At 65.0% G+C, this 14,163-nt stretch carries 16 protein-coding genes and 1 pseudogene; 11 read left to right on the top strand and 6 right to left on the bottom strand.

What is annotated here, in order from left to right; genetic code table 11:
* Nucleotides 1-312 precede the first annotated feature (312 nt).
* Entirely contained in the window at nt 313-1,386 is a 1,074-nt protein-coding gene (locus tag ACFR99_RS12045) for a quinone-dependent dihydroorotate dehydrogenase (protein WP_390287676.1), read from the bottom strand.
* 210 nt (nt 1,387-1,596) lie between these two features.
* Here ACFR99_RS12045 and ACFR99_RS12040 point away from each other — a divergent pair, with 210 nt between their 5' ends.
* Nucleotides 1,597-1,761 (top strand): hypothetical protein, encoded by a 165-nt coding sequence (locus ACFR99_RS12040; protein WP_390287674.1) that lies wholly within the window; start codon nt 1,597-1,599, stop codon nt 1,759-1,761.
* Nucleotides 1,762-1,843: 82 nt separating this feature from the next.
* Here ACFR99_RS12040 and ACFR99_RS12035 read toward each other — a convergent pair whose 3' ends face one another.
* Nucleotides 1,844-2,176, bottom strand: coding sequence for a (2Fe-2S) ferredoxin domain-containing protein (locus ACFR99_RS12035; RefSeq protein WP_390287672.1), 333 nt, complete (start codon nt 2,174-2,176; stop codon nt 1,844-1,846).
* Nucleotides 2,173-2,673 (bottom strand): annotated as a pseudogene (locus ACFR99_RS12030) (CbtA family protein); the annotation flags it as partial. The pseudogene ACFR99_RS12030 and the gene ACFR99_RS12035, both read right to left, overlap by 4 nt.
* Nucleotides 2,674-2,960: 287 nt before the next feature.
* Between ACFR99_RS12030 and ACFR99_RS12025 the strand changes: the two are divergent.
* The 9 genes from ACFR99_RS12025 to ACFR99_RS11985 are packed head-to-tail and all read left to right on the top strand — an operon-like array spanning nt 2,961 to nt 11,403.
* Nucleotides 2,961-4,028, top strand: a complete 1,068-nt coding sequence (locus ACFR99_RS12025) for a monovalent cation/H+ antiporter subunit E (protein ID WP_390287670.1) — start codon at nt 2,961-2,963, stop codon at nt 4,026-4,028.
* Nucleotides 4,025-4,306: a cation:proton antiporter gene (locus tag ACFR99_RS12020; protein WP_390287668.1), complete on the top strand. Its 282-nt coding sequence runs from the start codon at nt 4,025-4,027 to the stop codon at nt 4,304-4,306. Before ACFR99_RS12025 ends, ACFR99_RS12020 begins: the two co-directional genes overlap by 4 nt.
* The gene (gene mnhG / locus ACFR99_RS12015; RefSeq protein WP_390287666.1) at nt 4,303-4,662 is read left to right on the top strand and encodes a monovalent cation/H(+) antiporter subunit G; all 360 of its coding nucleotides are present in this window, start codon (nt 4,303-4,305) and stop codon (nt 4,660-4,662) included. Before ACFR99_RS12020 ends, mnhG begins: the two co-directional genes overlap by 4 nt.
* On the top strand, nt 4,659-5,198 hold the full coding sequence (locus ACFR99_RS12010) for a DUF4040 domain-containing protein (protein WP_390287664.1): 540 nt from the start codon (nt 4,659-4,661) through the stop codon (nt 5,196-5,198). Before mnhG ends, ACFR99_RS12010 begins: the two co-directional genes overlap by 4 nt.
* A complete protein-coding gene (locus ACFR99_RS12005) occupies nt 5,199-5,708 on the top strand; it encodes an MnhB domain-containing protein (protein WP_390287662.1) in 510 nt (169 codons plus the stop codon). It begins immediately after the preceding gene.
* Nucleotides 5,701-6,072 carry a cation:proton antiporter subunit C gene (locus ACFR99_RS12000; protein WP_390287660.1) on the top strand — a complete coding sequence of 124 codons (372 nt, stop codon included), beginning with the start codon at nt 5,701-5,703 and terminating at the stop codon, nt 6,070-6,072. Before ACFR99_RS12005 ends, ACFR99_RS12000 begins: the two co-directional genes overlap by 8 nt.
* Nucleotides 6,065-7,576, top strand: coding sequence for a complex I subunit 5 family protein (locus ACFR99_RS11995; RefSeq protein WP_390287658.1), 1,512 nt, complete (start codon nt 6,065-6,067; stop codon nt 7,574-7,576). Before ACFR99_RS12000 ends, ACFR99_RS11995 begins: the two co-directional genes overlap by 8 nt.
* A complete protein-coding gene (locus ACFR99_RS11990) occupies nt 7,577-9,565 on the top strand; it encodes a proton-conducting transporter transmembrane domain-containing protein (protein WP_390287656.1) in 1,989 nt (662 codons plus the stop codon).
* Complete coding sequence (locus ACFR99_RS11985) at nt 9,565-11,403, top strand: Na(+)/H(+) antiporter subunit D (RefSeq protein ID WP_390287654.1); 1,839 nt, start codon at nt 9,565-9,567, stop codon at nt 11,401-11,403. Before ACFR99_RS11990 ends, ACFR99_RS11985 begins: the two co-directional genes overlap by 1 nt.
* Nucleotides 11,404-11,430: 27 nt before the next feature.
* On the opposite strand, the gene ACFR99_RS11980 is transcribed toward ACFR99_RS11985, so the two are convergent.
* Together ACFR99_RS11980 and ACFR99_RS11975 are read right to left on the bottom strand one after the other, a co-directional pair.
* Entirely contained in the window at nt 11,431-12,543 is a 1,113-nt protein-coding gene (locus ACFR99_RS11980) for a tyrosine-type recombinase/integrase (protein ID WP_390287652.1), read from the bottom strand.
* A gap of 301 nt (nt 12,544-12,844) precedes the next feature.
* Nucleotides 12,845-13,009, bottom strand: a complete 165-nt coding sequence (locus ACFR99_RS11975) for a hypothetical protein (RefSeq protein ID WP_390287650.1) — start codon at nt 13,007-13,009, stop codon at nt 12,845-12,847.
* Nucleotides 13,010-13,123: 114 nt separating this feature from the next.
* On the opposite strand from ACFR99_RS11975, the gene ACFR99_RS11970 reads away from it, so the two are divergent.
* Entirely contained in the window at nt 13,124-13,861 is a 738-nt protein-coding gene (locus ACFR99_RS11970) for an alpha/beta hydrolase family protein (RefSeq protein WP_390287648.1), read from the top strand.
* Nucleotides 13,862-13,910: 49 nt separating this feature from the next.
* Here ACFR99_RS11970 and ACFR99_RS11965 read toward each other — a convergent pair whose 3' ends face one another.
* Nucleotides 13,911-14,111 (bottom strand): cytochrome-ba3 oxidase subunit, encoded by a 201-nt coding sequence (locus ACFR99_RS11965; RefSeq protein WP_390287646.1) that lies wholly within the window; start codon nt 14,109-14,111, stop codon nt 13,911-13,913.
* Between the last annotated feature and the right edge of the window lie 52 nt (nt 14,112-14,163).

The raw sequence follows: 14,163 nt of genomic DNA, 5'->3' as shown, positions 1-14,163 counted from the left end.
GCCTCGACGGAATCCGACGACCACAGCCCGTTCCCCCCAGGGACCGATTCGATCGTATTACTCTTCGTGACGTTCCCCATCGATCTGACAGTCCGCTCACGGTCGAATTGTTATTAGTTGAATAGAAGCCGGTAGTTCGCTGCTAGAGCAGAGCGGACTGTGGTAGTTCGCTACTAACCCCTCACTTGAGGCGGCTGCCGGCCGAGCTGTGATTACAACCGCCTGGCTGTGAAGATCTGTGGGGTATCAATCAGTGGTGGCGTTCCTACGACCGCCTTGGATATCGCCAAAATACAGAGACACCCGACCGGTTCAAGCGTCGATATCGACGCCGACCGCCTGCTCGATCGACGAAAAGCCGTCACGCTCGAGCAACTCGACTAGCCCCTGGTTGATCTGCTTTGCCGTCGACGGGCCCTCGTAGACGAACCCGGTATACAGCTGGACGAGCGAGGCACCCGCCCGGATCTTCGCGTAGGCGCTGGCGGCCGAGTCGACGCCGCCGACGCCGATGATCGGTAACTCTCCATCCGTGTATTCTGCGATCGCCCGGATTCTGGCCGTCGAGCGACGTTCTAGTGGCTTGCCGCTGAGGCCGCCCCACTCCTGTTTGTTCGACGAGACGAGCCCCTCGCGACTCGTCGTGGTGTTGGTGGCGACGATGCCGTCGAGGCCGAACTCCTGGACGATGTCGACGAGGTCGAAGACGGAGTCTTCGGGGGAGTCAGGGCCGATTTTCACCAGGATCGGGATGTCAGCGTCGTTTTCGTCCTCGAGCGTCTCGAAGATCGCGCGCAAGTGCTCCGGCGAGCCCTCGTCGAACTCCTCGGGTGTGTTCGGACACGAGACGTTCACCACCACGTAGTCGGCAAACGGCGAGAGGCGGTCGAAGACGCGTCGATAGTCCTCGATCGCCTCGCGTTCGCTCGAGGAGTTCATCTTGCCGACGTTGACGCCCAGCGGGATGTCAGGGGTGCCGTCGGCTTCGAGCCGGGCTTTGACCGCTTCCATTCCCTGCCCGTTGAAGCCCATCCGGTTGACCATCGCCTGGTCTTCGCGCAGGCGGAAGAGTCTGGGTCGGTCGTTCCCGTCCTGTGCGTACGGCGTGACGGTGCCGATTTCGACGAAGCCGAAGCCGAGCGCCGCGAGTGCGTGGGTCACTTCGGCGTTCTTGTCGAAGCCGGCGGCGACGCCGACCGGGTTCGGGAACGTCGTGTCGAACAGTTCGACCTCGAGGGCGGGGTCCTCGTACTGGTAGGCGTACGAGAGGGCCCGCCGCGTCGGCCAGGTCGACTGGGCCGCCCGGAGCGTTCGCTTGCCGAGCTCGTGGGCCGTCTCGGCCGGCAGTTTGAACGCGAGGGGGCGAACGCGAGAGTACAGCGTCATTGCCCCCACGTGGGAACGGCCCACAGGTAAACGTCTCGAACCGAACGAGGACAGCCCCCACACCGGCCGCCCGTTTATAACCGCTTCCACGAGACAGATGCTAGTAATATCCACAAGAAATCAACAAATGTCTAGTTCTAGAACGCTAAAAACAATAAATATCCACAAAGTATTTGCTAACCGGATCGCGAAATCCATTCGAAATCACGAATGTCATCTCTTGATGGACTGTTCACTGTCATCGGGATCGGTCGCGATCCGACCGAGCAAACGCCCATCCACTACGAGTGTCGTCGGTGTGGCAAGACGCTCTCGAAGCGCGACACCGTGTGCCCGTTGTGCGGATCGACGGACGTCGCCGAGATTCAACTCTAACGGTATTCCTGTATTCTGGCCAATCGACCGTCTCGCGAGCGCCGGCGACCGTCTTCGGCTGGCTGCGATCGCATCCTGATCTTCAGCACTCGTCGCGGATTCGTTCTGCGTCCGGGCCGAACGCCGACTCGAGCAACACCGGCACGTCAGCCGGCGTCACGTCCGAGTACCAGGTGTTTCGCGGCTGGATCGAAATCGCGATCCCTTCCTCGCTGCACAGCCCGAGACACGTGGTTTCGCTGACCGACACCGCAGTCCAGAACGCGTCTCGCTCGCGCAGCCAGTCTTTGACTGCCTCGACAGTCTCTTCGGCCCCGGCTGCGCCGCAGCTCGCGTACTCGGAGTCGCGGTCGTTGGTACAGACGAACACGTGCGCGTCGAGGCGCTCGCGGTGTTGTTCGGTCCGATCGTTCATGGGCTCGTTAGTAGGTCGTCGCGTCGCTCGGTAGCCGATCGGACGCCGGCCCGCGTCTGCAGCCAGCTGAAACAGCCCGCGACGATCGCCCAGAGCGCGGCCTGACTCAGGGCGGTCAGCCCGCGGAACGCGGTCACGAGCGTGGCCGGCATCGCACCGGAGTCGACGACCGTCGGTGCTGCGAGGACGGTGATCTCGACGAGCGCCCCGATCGGGAGTGCCGCCGTCACTACTCCGAGCAGGCGGCTTCGGCTCGCCACTCGCCTGTAGCTTCCGATCGCCGCTGCGGCGACGACTGCGCCGGCGACCATGAGACCGATATAGATGCCGATGCGGAGGGTCGGATCGAACGCCTTCTCGGCTACCGGCGTCGCCGGCGGCAACACCAGCCACGGTGCGACGGAGACCGTCAGAAAGCCAGCGCCGGCCAGGACATAGTTTTTGACTCGCCCGCGACCGGGCAGTGCTGGCTCGAGGAAGTAGAAGGCGAGCGCGAAGACGGTCAGTAGCTGTGCAGTCGTGAGATCGTCACGTGCGGTCCCGATTCGATCGTGAACGGTTTCGGCCGTCATGAAAGTCAACTTTCCCTACTGAAACTCTACTTGTAAAGCTACCGATCCCCCACCGGTGGCGGCAGATTTCACTCTCGTCGACCGTTCGAGGGAGACGCGACCGGAATGTCACGGTTGTCTGCTGGAATCCGTAGGAACGCGCGACTGCTGGTCGATAACGAAATCGTTTTCCCACGGCTACCGCTTGACTCGACTAACAACGACAGTCATGAATGTCCAACGACGGTCACCAGGAGGGAGACGCCGTGGCGGTTGAGCGCCTACTCGTCCCGCTGACGGACACGGTGACCGTCCGGCAGACGGTCGGCTATGCCGTTCAGTCCGGGCTCGAAGGGGCCGACGCCCTCGAGTGTCACCTCGTCGTCGCGATGCCGTACGACGCCGACGTCCCCGAAAGCGAACGCCAACGGGACGATGCCGAGCACTTGCTCTCCCGTGCACGAAACTGGGTTGAAGAGGACGCCGGCAACGCCGACGTGACGATCGAGACGGCGACGATCGGCGTCGACGAGTACCTCTTCGGACCGCGGGATTACGCCGAGATCTTCGACGCCTACGCCGCCGATCACGGGATCGATCGCGTCGTCATCGATCCGGAGTACCAGCCTGGCGTCACCGCACAGCTGCTCCAGCCACTCGAGCGCGAACTCGAGCGGATCGGGCTGGCATACGACGAGGCACCGGTCGAGCGGCCGGCACGTCGGGGGCGGCTCGTCGGCGGGACCGAGGATTTCGATCGGCTCTTCGCGACGTTCTGGATCTCCTATGGCTTCTATCTCGTCCTCGGCGATCCGACCTACTGGTTCGATCTCCTCACCGGTGCGGCGGTCGCCGGCATCGTCGCCGTCTCGCTCGCGCAGGTGACGTTTACCGTTCCGCTCGATCGCGTCCAGTCTCCGCTTCGCACCGTTCGCTTTGCCATCTACGTCCCGTATCTGCTCTGGGAGATCATCAAGGCCAACATCGCCGTCTCGGCGGTGATCCTCCGGCCGTCGATGCCGATCGAGCCGACGTTGACCCGGGTCAATTCACGCGTCCGGAGCGGGCTTCCGCTGACCGCGCTGGCGAACAGCATCACGCTCACGCCGGGCACACTGACGGTCCGGGCGACTAACCAGCAGCTGCTCGTCCACACGCTGATCCCCGCCGCCCGCGACGACCTCTTCGACGGCGGCTTAGAGCGGGGCATCCGGTTCGTTTTCTACGGCCGCGAATCCATGGCGATCCCCTCGCCACGGGAGCGCGACGACGCCGAAATCGTCGGGGGTGACGAGCTGTGACGCCGGTGTCGCTCGAGGCGGTGTTCCTCGCCGCTGCGGCCGCGTTCGTCGTGCTCGCGATCGCGATGTTCTATCGCGCCGTCGCTGGCCCGACGACGCAGGATCGGCTGCTGGCGGTGAACGTCCTCGGGACGAACACGGTCGTCATCCTCGGCCTGCTGGCTGCGGGACTCGATCAGTCGTGGTTCCTCGACGTGGCGCTGATCTACGCCCTGTTGAACTTCCTGATGTCGATCGCGATCTCGAAGTTCACCGTCGAGCGAGGTGGTGTGCTGTGATCGAGACGATCCGGTTCTGGACGATCGTCGTCCTCCTCGGCCTCGGCGTGTTCTTTACGCTCGTCTCGACGGTGGGCGTCATCCGTCTGCCGGACATCTACGCACGAGCCCACACTGCCTCCCAGACGGACACGCTCGGCGCGGGCTTTGCGCTCGCTGCCGTCGCCGTCGCGTTCGGCTGGCAGCAGGCGGCGGTCTACACCGTCTTGCTGTTGTTTTTCGTGTTCATCACGAATCCGACGGCGGCACACGCGATCGCTCGCTCGGCTGCCGAGACGGGTGTCGAACCCATCCTCGCCGACGACCCTGACGACGAACCCGACGCCGCCGTCGAACCGGAGGGTGAGACGCGATGAGTGTCCTCGCGTACACGCTCGCGGTGTTCATCCTCGTGACGGCGCTCGCGACGGCGCTGTTCCGGGACGTGCTTTCCGTGATCATCGTCTTCGGAGCCTACAGCCTCGGCATGGCAATCCTCTATACCTTCCTGCTGGCGCCCGACGTGGCGATGACCGAGGCCGCGATCGGTGCGGGCGTGACGACGCTCCTGTTGCTGCTGACGATCGCTCGGACGACGCGGCCCTCGACCGACAGGCTCCGCGAGCGGATTCACCTGCCGGCGGTCGCCGTCGTGGGAGCGTTCGTCCTCGTGCTCTGTGCAGCCGTGTTGCCCGAGATGTACGCCGTCGGAATCACGGAGGCTCCCGTCTGGTCGAACCCCGACGTGACCCAACACTACATCCAGGAGACGTACGCCGACACAGGCGTCGAGAACGCTGTCACGGCCGTCCTCGCCGCCTACCGTGGATTCGACACCTTCGGTGAGGCGGTCGTCGTCTTCGCCGCCGGCGTCTCGACGCTGCTGGTCCTGAAACGCGAGGTGTTTGCCTGAATGTCAGACCCCTACGACGATACGTACACCGAGAGCCAGGTGATCATGACCGCCGTGAAGATCATCGCACCGTTTACGCTCACCTACGGGCTGTTCATGACCTTCCACGGGGGAGACGCCCCTGGTGGTGGCTTCCAGGGGGGGACCATCGTCGGCGTTACAGTCCTCATGCTCGCCTTCGCCTTCGGTATCGAACCCACCCGCCAGTGGCTCCGAAACTCGTTTCTCGTCGGGCTCGTCACCGGCGGCGTCGTCATCTTCGGCGCGATCGGTCTCGGGATGATCGCGCTTGGCGGGAACTTCCTCGAGTTCTACCAGCTCAAAGAAGTCTTCCACATCAAACCGAAGTGGGGGCTCGAGGCCATCGAGATCGCCGGCATCTCGCTGATCGTTTCGGGGGTTATCATCACCCTCTTTTTCGCGATGGCGGCCGGGTTCAGTCCCGAGCGTCCGAGCGGAACCGGTGGACGCGAGGAGCCTGCCGACAGAGGGGTGAGCGACGATGATTGAGCTTCTGGCGAGCCGCTACACGTACGTGTTAGTGTTCGTGTTGCTCGGCATTGGGATCTACATGACGATCGCCAGCGCGAACCTCGTGAAGAAGCTGATCGGCGTGAGCCTCTTCCAGACGGCCATCTTCCTGTTTTTCGTTTCGATGGCCTACGTCGAGGGGGGCTCGGCACCGATCGTTCCCCACGAGGAAGCGCCCGGTGAACTCATGATCGCGAGCCCGCTTCCTCAGGTTATCGTGCTGACCGCCATCGTCGTCGGCATCGCGGTGACGGCAGTCGGGCTGGCGCTCGTCATCCGCATCTACGCGGAGTATGGGACGCTCAGAGAGGACACGCTTCGGGAGGTGCGTGCCGATGAGTAACGTCGACTTGCTCCTCCCGCTGTTGATCGCCGTCCCCATCCTCACGGCGACGCTGCCGATCGCCCTCGGCCTGTGGTTCGACCGGACCGGCTGGTCCGTCACCGCGGTCACGACCACCGGACTCTTCGCCGCTGCCGTCGCCCTCGCGAACGCCGTCTACACCGACGGTGTGATCACACACGAGTTGGGTGGCTATCCGCAGACCTACGGAATTCAACTCGTCGCCGATCAGTTCTCGGCGATGATCGCCCTCCTCGTGACGGCGGTCGCCGCCGGCGTCCTCGCGTACACGCGCCGCGGCGGCCCGCGCGGGAACACGTTCTACACCGCGTACCTGCTGCTCACGAGCGGCCTGCTCGGCATTACGTTGACAGGCGACGTCTTCAACCTGTTCGTCTTCCTCGAGATCACGAGCATCGCGACCTACGCGCTGGTCGCCAGCGGCGACGGCCCCGAGTCGGCGGTCGCCGCCCTGAAGTACCTGATCCTAGGAACCGTCGCCGCGTCGATGTATCTTATTGGCGTCGCCTTCGTCTTCATGGCGACGGGGACACTCAATATGGTCGAACTCGCCGCGGCGATCCCGGCGGCGGAACGTCCCACGTTGATCCGGGCTGGCTTCGCGTTCATCGTCGTCGGCTTCGCCACCAAGGTCGCCCAGTGGCCGCTGCACACCTGGCAGCCAAGCGCCTACCACCGGGCCCCCGACGGCGTGACGCCGCTGATCGCCGCGCTCGTCTCGACGGCCTCCGCGTACGCCTTCGGCCGGGTGATCGTGACCGTCTTCGAGGTCGAGTACCTCGCGGCCATGCCGAACGCGGCCGCGGTCGTGCTCACCGTCGGCTGCGTGAGCGTCCTCGCGGGCACGGTCCTGGCCGTCATCCAGACCGAGGTCAAGCGGATGCTCGCGTACTCGTCGGTCTCGCAGTTCGGCCTCATCATCGCCGCCTACGGCGTCGTCATCGCCGGTAGCTCCGAGACGGCCTTTATCGGTGCCGCGATCCACCTCGTCGGCCACGGCCTGTTGAAAGCCGGGCTCTTCCTGGGGGTCGCACTCGTCGCGCGGAGTTACGGTGCCCGTACCGTCGACGAGTACGCCGGCCTCGCCAAAGCGCGGCCGATCGTCGCCGGCTCGATGGCCGTCCTCTTGCTGGTGCTGGTCGGCATCCCACCGGGCGTCGGCTTCGTCGGCAAGTGGTACATCGCACTGGGTGCCGTCCAGTCGCAGCTGTGGCCCGTCGCCGCCGTGATTTTCCTCAGTACCATGCTTACCCTCGCCTATACCGCCCGCCTGCTCGAGAAGATGTACTTCACGCCGCCGGCGGCGCTCGACTGGCCCCGCACGACGGAGCCGGTCGCGACGGACGGCGGTGACGCGACCGCCGTTTCGGCCGGCATGGTCGCGATCGTCGTCGTCGCCGCACTCGGTGCCGTTGCACTCGGCTTCGCCGGCGGAACGATCGCCGAGATGCTCGAGCCGTTCCTCATGGAGGTGTTCAACTAAATGGTTGCAGATATCCGTCCGCTCGCTGCTGTGCTCGTCTCGGCCGTTGCGATCGCCCTGATCGTCGCCTCGCATCGCCGCCCGAACCTTCGAGAAGGATGGTCCGTGCTGGCTGCCCTGACGAAGTTCGGCCTCGTCGTTAGTATGCTCCCTGCCGTTATGGACGGCACCGTCTTCCGGTGGAGTCTCGCGGAGTCGACGGGGATCGAGTTCCTCGCAGGAATCGACTTCGCCCTGCGTGCCGATCCGCTGGGGATCTTCTTCGCCCTGCTGGCGAGTTTCCTCTGGATCTTTACGTCGTTCTATGCTGCCGGCTACATGCGCGGGCTCTCCGAACACGATCAGACACGCTTTTTCGCCTCGTTCGCGGCCAGCCTCTCGGCCGCCGTCGGGATCGCCTTCGCGGCGAACCTCGTGACGATCTTCATCTTCTACGAGCTGCTGTCGCTCGTCACCTACCCGCTAGTTGCCCACAACGAGGATTCAGAGGCCCGTATCGCCGGTCGGAAGTACCTCACCTACACGTTCTTCGGCGGCGGGGTCTTCCTGCTCGCGGGGACCGTCATGGTCTACTGGCTGACGAGCCTGGTCGGCGGGCCGACGCTTGCCTTCGAGGCAGGCGGCATAGAGGCACTCGCAACCGCCGCGCAGGCCGAGCCGGTCTACGCACAGATCGCGTTCTTCCTGCTGATCGCCGGCTTCGGCGTCAAGGCCGCGCTGATGCCGCTTCACTCCTGGCTCGCCGACGCGATGGTCGCGCCGACCCCCGTCTCCGGACTGCTTCACGCAGTGGCGGTCGTCAAGTCCGGCGCGTTCGGCGTCGCCCGCGTGATCCTCGAGGTCTACGGCCCCGGCCTGATCTACGACCTCCCGCTGGACGTGCCCGGGTTCGGTGAGGTCGGGTTGAATATCCCGGTGGCCATCGTGGCCGCGTTCACGCTGACCGCGGCGAGCATCATCGCGATGCGGAAAGACCACCTCAAACGCCGGCTGGCCTACTCGACGACGGCCCAGCTCTCCTACATCGTGCTCGGGCTCTCGATGCTCCACCCCTACGCCATGGTCGGGGCACTGTTCCACATCCCCGCACACGCGTTCGCGAAACTCACCCTGTTCTTCTGTGCCGGCGCGATCCACGTCGAAACCCACACCGACTACATCAGCGAGATGGCCGGCATCGGCAAACGGATGCCGCTGACGATGACCGCCTTCACCATTGGCGCGGCCGGGATGGCCGGCCTGCCGCCGATCGCCGGCTTCGTCAGCAAGTTCTACATGCTGATCGGGGCCGGCGACGTCGGCGGCAGCTACTGGCTGTTTGCCGGCGCACTCCTGCTCTCGGCCGTGCTCAACATTGCGTACTTCTGGCCGGTCGTCTACACCGCCTTCTTCGAGAGTGAGGACCGCCACGACGCCAAACCGCTGCTCGAGTTCCCGAAAGGCGGGCTCCGTCAGTCCTACGGCGCCGACGACGACGGCGTCGCCGCAGACGGCGGTGAGCCAAGCAGCGAGGAGCGCCGATCCGACGACGATGACGATGAGCCGGGCGACACGCCTGAGACGACCGACGAACAACACACAGCCGACACCGACGACTACGAGTATGCTGTCGACAAGTACCCGAGCGATCATACGACCTCCGACGACGCGGACGCGTCGAGCACGTCTCCGGCAGCACAGGCACCCGAGACTGACGAACACGACGATGCCGTCGCCGCCGTCGACCACCACGGCGATCACGACGATCATCTCACCGGCGGCCCACCGGTCGGCGGCTGGCAACGGCATTCGCCGTTTACCGAGAGCACGTGGCTCATGCTCGCGCCGATCGCCGTCATCGCCACGGGTGCGGTCGTCCTCGGTATCGGCCCCGACTACGCAGTTTTCCTCGAGTTGGCGTTCCGGATCGTCGAAGGCGTCTTCGGGATGCCATTCGACCAACTCGGAACCGTCCCGTTCGATGAGCTCATGACGGAGGTGACCAACTGATGGAACTCGAAGCCCTCTCGCTGGCGTACCCGCCGCTTATCGTCTTCGCGGCGGCCGTGCTCGTGCTCGTCCTCCCACGCATCGCCGGCTTTACCGTCGGCGCACTGAGCCTCGCGGCCGTGTTGGCGATCTCGCTGGTCGCACCGGAAGGACAGCATCTGGCCGGGACCTTCCTCGGCTTCGAGGTCGTTCCCTACTACGTCGACGACTTCTCCCGGATGGTCGGACTCGGACTCGGCTTCCTGGGGATCTGTAGCGTCGTCTACGCGTACTCGAGCGAGGCCAGCGAGACGGTCGTCGCGTTGGCGCTCGTCTATGTCGCCTCGTCGATCGGGGCAGCGTTCGCCGGCGACTGGCTCGTGCTCCTGTTCATGTGGGAGCTGATGGCCGTGACGAGTACGCTCGTCGTCTGGCATTACGGCGGCGAGGCAGTCCGGGCCGGCTTCCGGTATGCCCTGTTCCACGGCACCGGCGGCGTGCTTGTGATGATGGCGATCGCCGCTCACTACGTCCAGACCGGGACGTTCGTCTACACCGAGGCCGGTATCGCAGACGGTATCCCGGCGCTGCTCGCGGTGCTGGGAATGGGCGTCAACGTCGCGTTCATCGGGTTCCACACCTGGCTGCCCGACACCTACCCGCGTCCCCACATCGCAGCTTCGGTGTTCCTCTCGGTCTATACGACGAAGACGAGCGCGTTCGTCCTCTACCGGGCGTTCCCCGTCGATGCCGGAAGCGAACTGGGTATCTACATCGCATACATGGGCGGCCTGATGGCCGTCTACGGCGCGACCTTCGCCCTGCTGCAACACGACATGCGGGCGCTGCTGTCCTATCACATTCAGGCCCAGCTGGGGTACATCGTCGCCGGGATCGGGATGGCCACGTTGGGATCGGACCTCGCCGCCGCCGGCGCGATGAGTCACCTCTTCAATAACGTGCTGTTCAAGAGTCTGCTGTTCATGGCCGTCGGCGTCGTCATCTATCGCACCGGCGAGGAGGACCTCTACAAGCTCGGCGGGCTCTGGCGCGAGATGCCTCTGACCGCGATCGGGTTCGGGCTCGGTGCTCTCTCGATCACCGCGATTCCGGGCTTCAACGGCTACGTGAGCAAGGGGATGCTCTTCGACGCTGCCGATCCCCATTACTACGGCCAGCCCGAGTACCAGGCGCTGTACTGGCTTCTCTGGATCGGTGCGATCGGGACCCTGCTGTCCTTTATCAAGCTCGGCTACTACGTCTTCTTCCACGGCGAGAGCGACTACGAGGTCGCCGACGCCAAACCCGGCCAGACCGTCGCGATGCTCGGGCTGGGCGGTGCCTGTCTCCTCTTTGGCGTCTGGTGGCAGGGGCTCGCCGACCTCGCGCCAACGATCCACGGAGCCGATTTCGCGTTCTCCTATTACGGCGGCGAGAGTCACCTCCATCCTTACAGCCCAGGCCACCTGCAGACCGCCGGTATCCTGACGGGCGTCGCGGCCGTTACCTTCGTCGTCGTCCGGAAACCGCTCTCGAAACTCGATCTGGGTGACCCGGCGATGGTCGTCTATCCGGCCACCTACTACGGCAGCCGCTGGACGATGGTCGCGGTGACGGAAACGTACGCCGCCGTCGACGCCGCGGTCGTCGGCGCTGTCAAACGCTGCTACTGGGCCGGGAACAACCCCGTCCTCGCCGTCGACGCGGCCGCGCGCCGGCTCCCACTGGTCGACGTCGACGAGCGCCAGCCAACCGACGGCGGCCGGCCGTCGACGATTCACCTCCGGGCGAGCATCGGCACTTCCGTCTTGCTGCTGACGCTCGTCCTGACGGTGATCCTGTGGCTGCTCGTGGTCTGATCGCCTCGAGTCGAAGCGAAGCCAGAATCAGTCGTTTTCCGTCGGTTCGTCACGCCCGCCAGCGGGGGGTGGGCTCTCGTCCGGCACGACGATCGATTGCTCGAGCACCGACGCCCGAAGCGTCGGCTTCGAACTCGTCGCCTCTCGTCTGTAGGACTCCGTCGATCGCTCCCGGCGGACGCCACGCGGCGTCAGATAGTCGCCGTCGACGTCGATCCCGGCCCCCTCACAGAGCCGCCGCAACACCGACCGTGCTCCCTCGGTGGTGATTGCCGGTGGCGCAATCGACCGCTCGCGGGCGAGTTCCGTCGCCGTCGACTCCTCGAGGAAGCCCTCGATCGTCTCGTCGTCGTAGCCCCGGTCGCGCAGGACCGACCGCACCTGCCGGGCGATCGACGGGGCGTGAGCCGTCGGAAACAGTGGCCAGTCGGTCGACGGCGGGTCGAGAACGACGCGGTAGCGCCGCAGCGGCGTCCGGGCGCGTGCGGGCAAGGGCACGTCCTCGAGACGCTGTGACTTCCCGAGCACGCGGATCGTTCCCGTATAGAAATCCACGTCGTCCCACGTCGCGCCCGTCCGCCGGTCGTCGTCGGGAACGCTGAAGAGTTCGGCGCCGCGAACCGTCGAGTGGGCGAGGACGGCGACCATCGCGTACTCGCGAAGCCGGCTGCGTCGATCGCGCGTCGACCCCGAGGTGGTTTCGAGCGCCCGCTCGCGGACGTATCGCTCGAGTGCACGACGCTGCGTGGCCGTCCAGCTGTCGCTCGTCGGTTGCGTCTCGGCACTCGGGAGCGCGCTCTCGGCGCGGTCGGTCGCCGCCGGGTTCGTCTCGCGGATTCCGCCGCGAACGCACCACGAGAGGAACGCACGCACGACCGCGTAGTAGGTTCCCGCAGACGAGGCGGTGTACTCCCCGCGCTCGGTTCGCCGACGGAGTTCGGCGGCGTAGGCTCGCATATGTTCGATGTCGAGTGCGGCGATCGACCTGACGCCGTGTTCGGCCGCGAGCCACTCGGCCCATCGCCGAAGGATCGACTCGGCGTTCGAGGCGTACGTGCCCGCACCCGAGCTATCGGGGTCGCCGACAGCTTTTCGCTGCAGATAGACGTCGACTGCGTCCGTGATCGCGACGGCAGTCATCGGTCGGTCACCCCCTCGAGTCCGTCCGGAGCGACTCCCGCTGCTACCGTCGACACTGCTGCTCGAGGATGTCTCGATGGCTCGCACGTGGTAGTCGTGTAGCGAGCGCCGCCAGCGGGATCGACACGACGGAACATCTGTGCGAACGATACTGGGCCGGGACCGTAAATCTGTGTTTCGATATCAACGAACTGAAATAACTTCGAGTAACGTATCACAGCGGCGAACGGAATCGAACTGACCGTTACTGCGAGATCGATTCGACCCTAGCGGGGATCTTCTCTCCGTAGTGTCACGACTGTCAGGACGGATGCTGGTGGCTGATCTTCTCGGCCGTGATGCCTGGAACCGGCGTTCCACACTCCTTGCACTTCCAGTTCGGTGTCGTCGTCCCGGGCTCTTTCTCGAGGTCCTGTTTGAACTCGATGTGGGCGCCACACTGACACCGGTAGGTCGTGCGGGTCATAGCCATACCAACCTCGTGGGATGCGATAAACGATTCGCCGACTCGAGTCGGACGGCAATCGGTGACCACGGAACGCCGAAATCAAGGTCCCAGCAGCCGTCGGAACGGGACGGGATGACCCAGACACACCGGGTTCCGATCGCTGACGCAGGGACGGGGACGGATTCGGAGTCGCCGACGGTCGTTGCCGTCCATCACGAGGCCGACTCCGACGACTGGCTCGTCTTCTGTCACGGCCTCCGAAGCGACAAATCGGGCAGCTACGAGCAGCGGTGTCGACGGGCCGTCGACGAAGGCTACAACGCGGTCCGCTTCGACTGCCGGGGCTGTGGCGAGTCCGACGGTGGGTTCGTCGAGTCGACGCTCGAGACACGGCTCACCGATCTTCGCCACGTCGTCGACTATTTCGATCTCGACTCGTACGCTCTGTTCGGCTCGAGTTTCGGGGGCAAAGTCGCCTTCCACGCCGCCGCTGCCGACGAGCGGGTTACGGCGGTCGCGACGCGCGCCCCCGTGACGACTGCTGGGACGTTCGACGAGTATCGCGTGGCCGTCGAGCGTGACGGGGAGTGGTCGTTCGACACCGGCGAGCGTCTCGATCAGCGATTTTTCGACGCCCTCGATCGCCATCCGTTCGACGACGTCGTAGCGACCCTTGCGGTCCCGGTCGCGATCTTCCACGGGGGTGCCGACGCGGTCGTCGACCCCGCCGACAGTTTCGACGCCGCGCGGCGACTCGAGACCGACGTCTGCCTCGAGCGATTCGCAGGCGAGGGCCACCGGTTCTCGCAGGCCGGCGAACGGCGGTTGCGCGATCGGCTGTTCGGCTGGCTCGAGTGGGCTGATAGGTGAACTCACCGGCCGGTGTCGAACCGAGAGTGGCCGTCCTCCCGACCGAGACTCACGTGCTTGTGTCGTGGGCGGCCACCTGGCGTCCCTCGAGTGGCGACATCGCGACGTAGAGTGCCGCGAAGATCAGGACGACGTTCACCGTCGCGATGAGCCCGCCCAGGCCGGAGCGCGTGACGCCAAAGATGACGGTTGGGACGAGGGCGAGCAGCCCGACTGCGACTGCGACTCTCGGAGTCAGTGACTCGAACATCGTCTGTGTTGTCCACTGAATACGTCTTTAAGCTATCACACGGTTCCGTTCG

This window comes from Haloarchaeobius amylolyticus, from assembly GCF_042678045.1.
GTDB classification, from domain to species: Archaea; Halobacteriota; Halobacteria; order Halobacteriales; family Natrialbaceae; genus Natrinema; species Natrinema amylolyticus_A.
The sequence above is the reverse complement of the archived record's forward strand: the minus strand, read 5'-3'. Positions and strand labels throughout refer to the sequence as shown.

Coding starts and splice junctions, on each gene's coding strand:
- ACFR99_RS12045 (WP_390287676.1), bottom strand. CDS start 1,386: ATGACGCTGTACTCTCGCGTTCGCCCCCTCGCGTTCAAACTGCCGGCC.
- ACFR99_RS12040 (WP_390287674.1), top strand. CDS start 1,597: ATGTCATCTCTTGATGGACTGTTCACTGTCATCGGGATCGGTCGCGAT.
- ACFR99_RS12035 (WP_390287672.1), bottom strand. CDS start 2,176: ATGAACGATCGGACCGAACAACACCGCGAGCGCCTCGACGCGCACGTG.
- ACFR99_RS12025 (WP_390287670.1), top strand. CDS start 2,961: ATGTCCAACGACGGTCACCAGGAGGGAGACGCCGTGGCGGTTGAGCGC.
- ACFR99_RS12010 (WP_390287664.1), top strand. CDS start 4,659: ATGAGTGTCCTCGCGTACACGCTCGCGGTGTTCATCCTCGTGACGGCG.
- ACFR99_RS12005 (WP_390287662.1), top strand. CDS start 5,199: ATGTCAGACCCCTACGACGATACGTACACCGAGAGCCAGGTGATCATG.
- ACFR99_RS12000 (WP_390287660.1), top strand. CDS start 5,701: ATGATTGAGCTTCTGGCGAGCCGCTACACGTACGTGTTAGTGTTCGTG.
- ACFR99_RS11995 (WP_390287658.1), top strand. CDS start 6,065: ATGAGTAACGTCGACTTGCTCCTCCCGCTGTTGATCGCCGTCCCCATC.
- ACFR99_RS11990 (WP_390287656.1), top strand. CDS start 7,577: ATGGTTGCAGATATCCGTCCGCTCGCTGCTGTGCTCGTCTCGGCCGTT.
- ACFR99_RS11985 (WP_390287654.1), top strand. CDS start 9,565: ATGGAACTCGAAGCCCTCTCGCTGGCGTACCCGCCGCTTATCGTCTTC.
- ACFR99_RS11980 (WP_390287652.1), bottom strand. CDS start 12,543: ATGACTGCCGTCGCGATCACGGACGCAGTCGACGTCTATCTGCAGCGA.
- ACFR99_RS11975 (WP_390287650.1), bottom strand. CDS start 13,009: ATGACCCGCACGACCTACCGGTGTCAGTGTGGCGCCCACATCGAGTTC.
- ACFR99_RS11970 (WP_390287648.1), top strand. CDS start 13,124: ATGACCCAGACACACCGGGTTCCGATCGCTGACGCAGGGACGGGGACG.
- ACFR99_RS11965 (WP_390287646.1), bottom strand. CDS start 14,111: ATGTTCGAGTCACTGACTCCGAGAGTCGCAGTCGCAGTCGGGCTGCTC.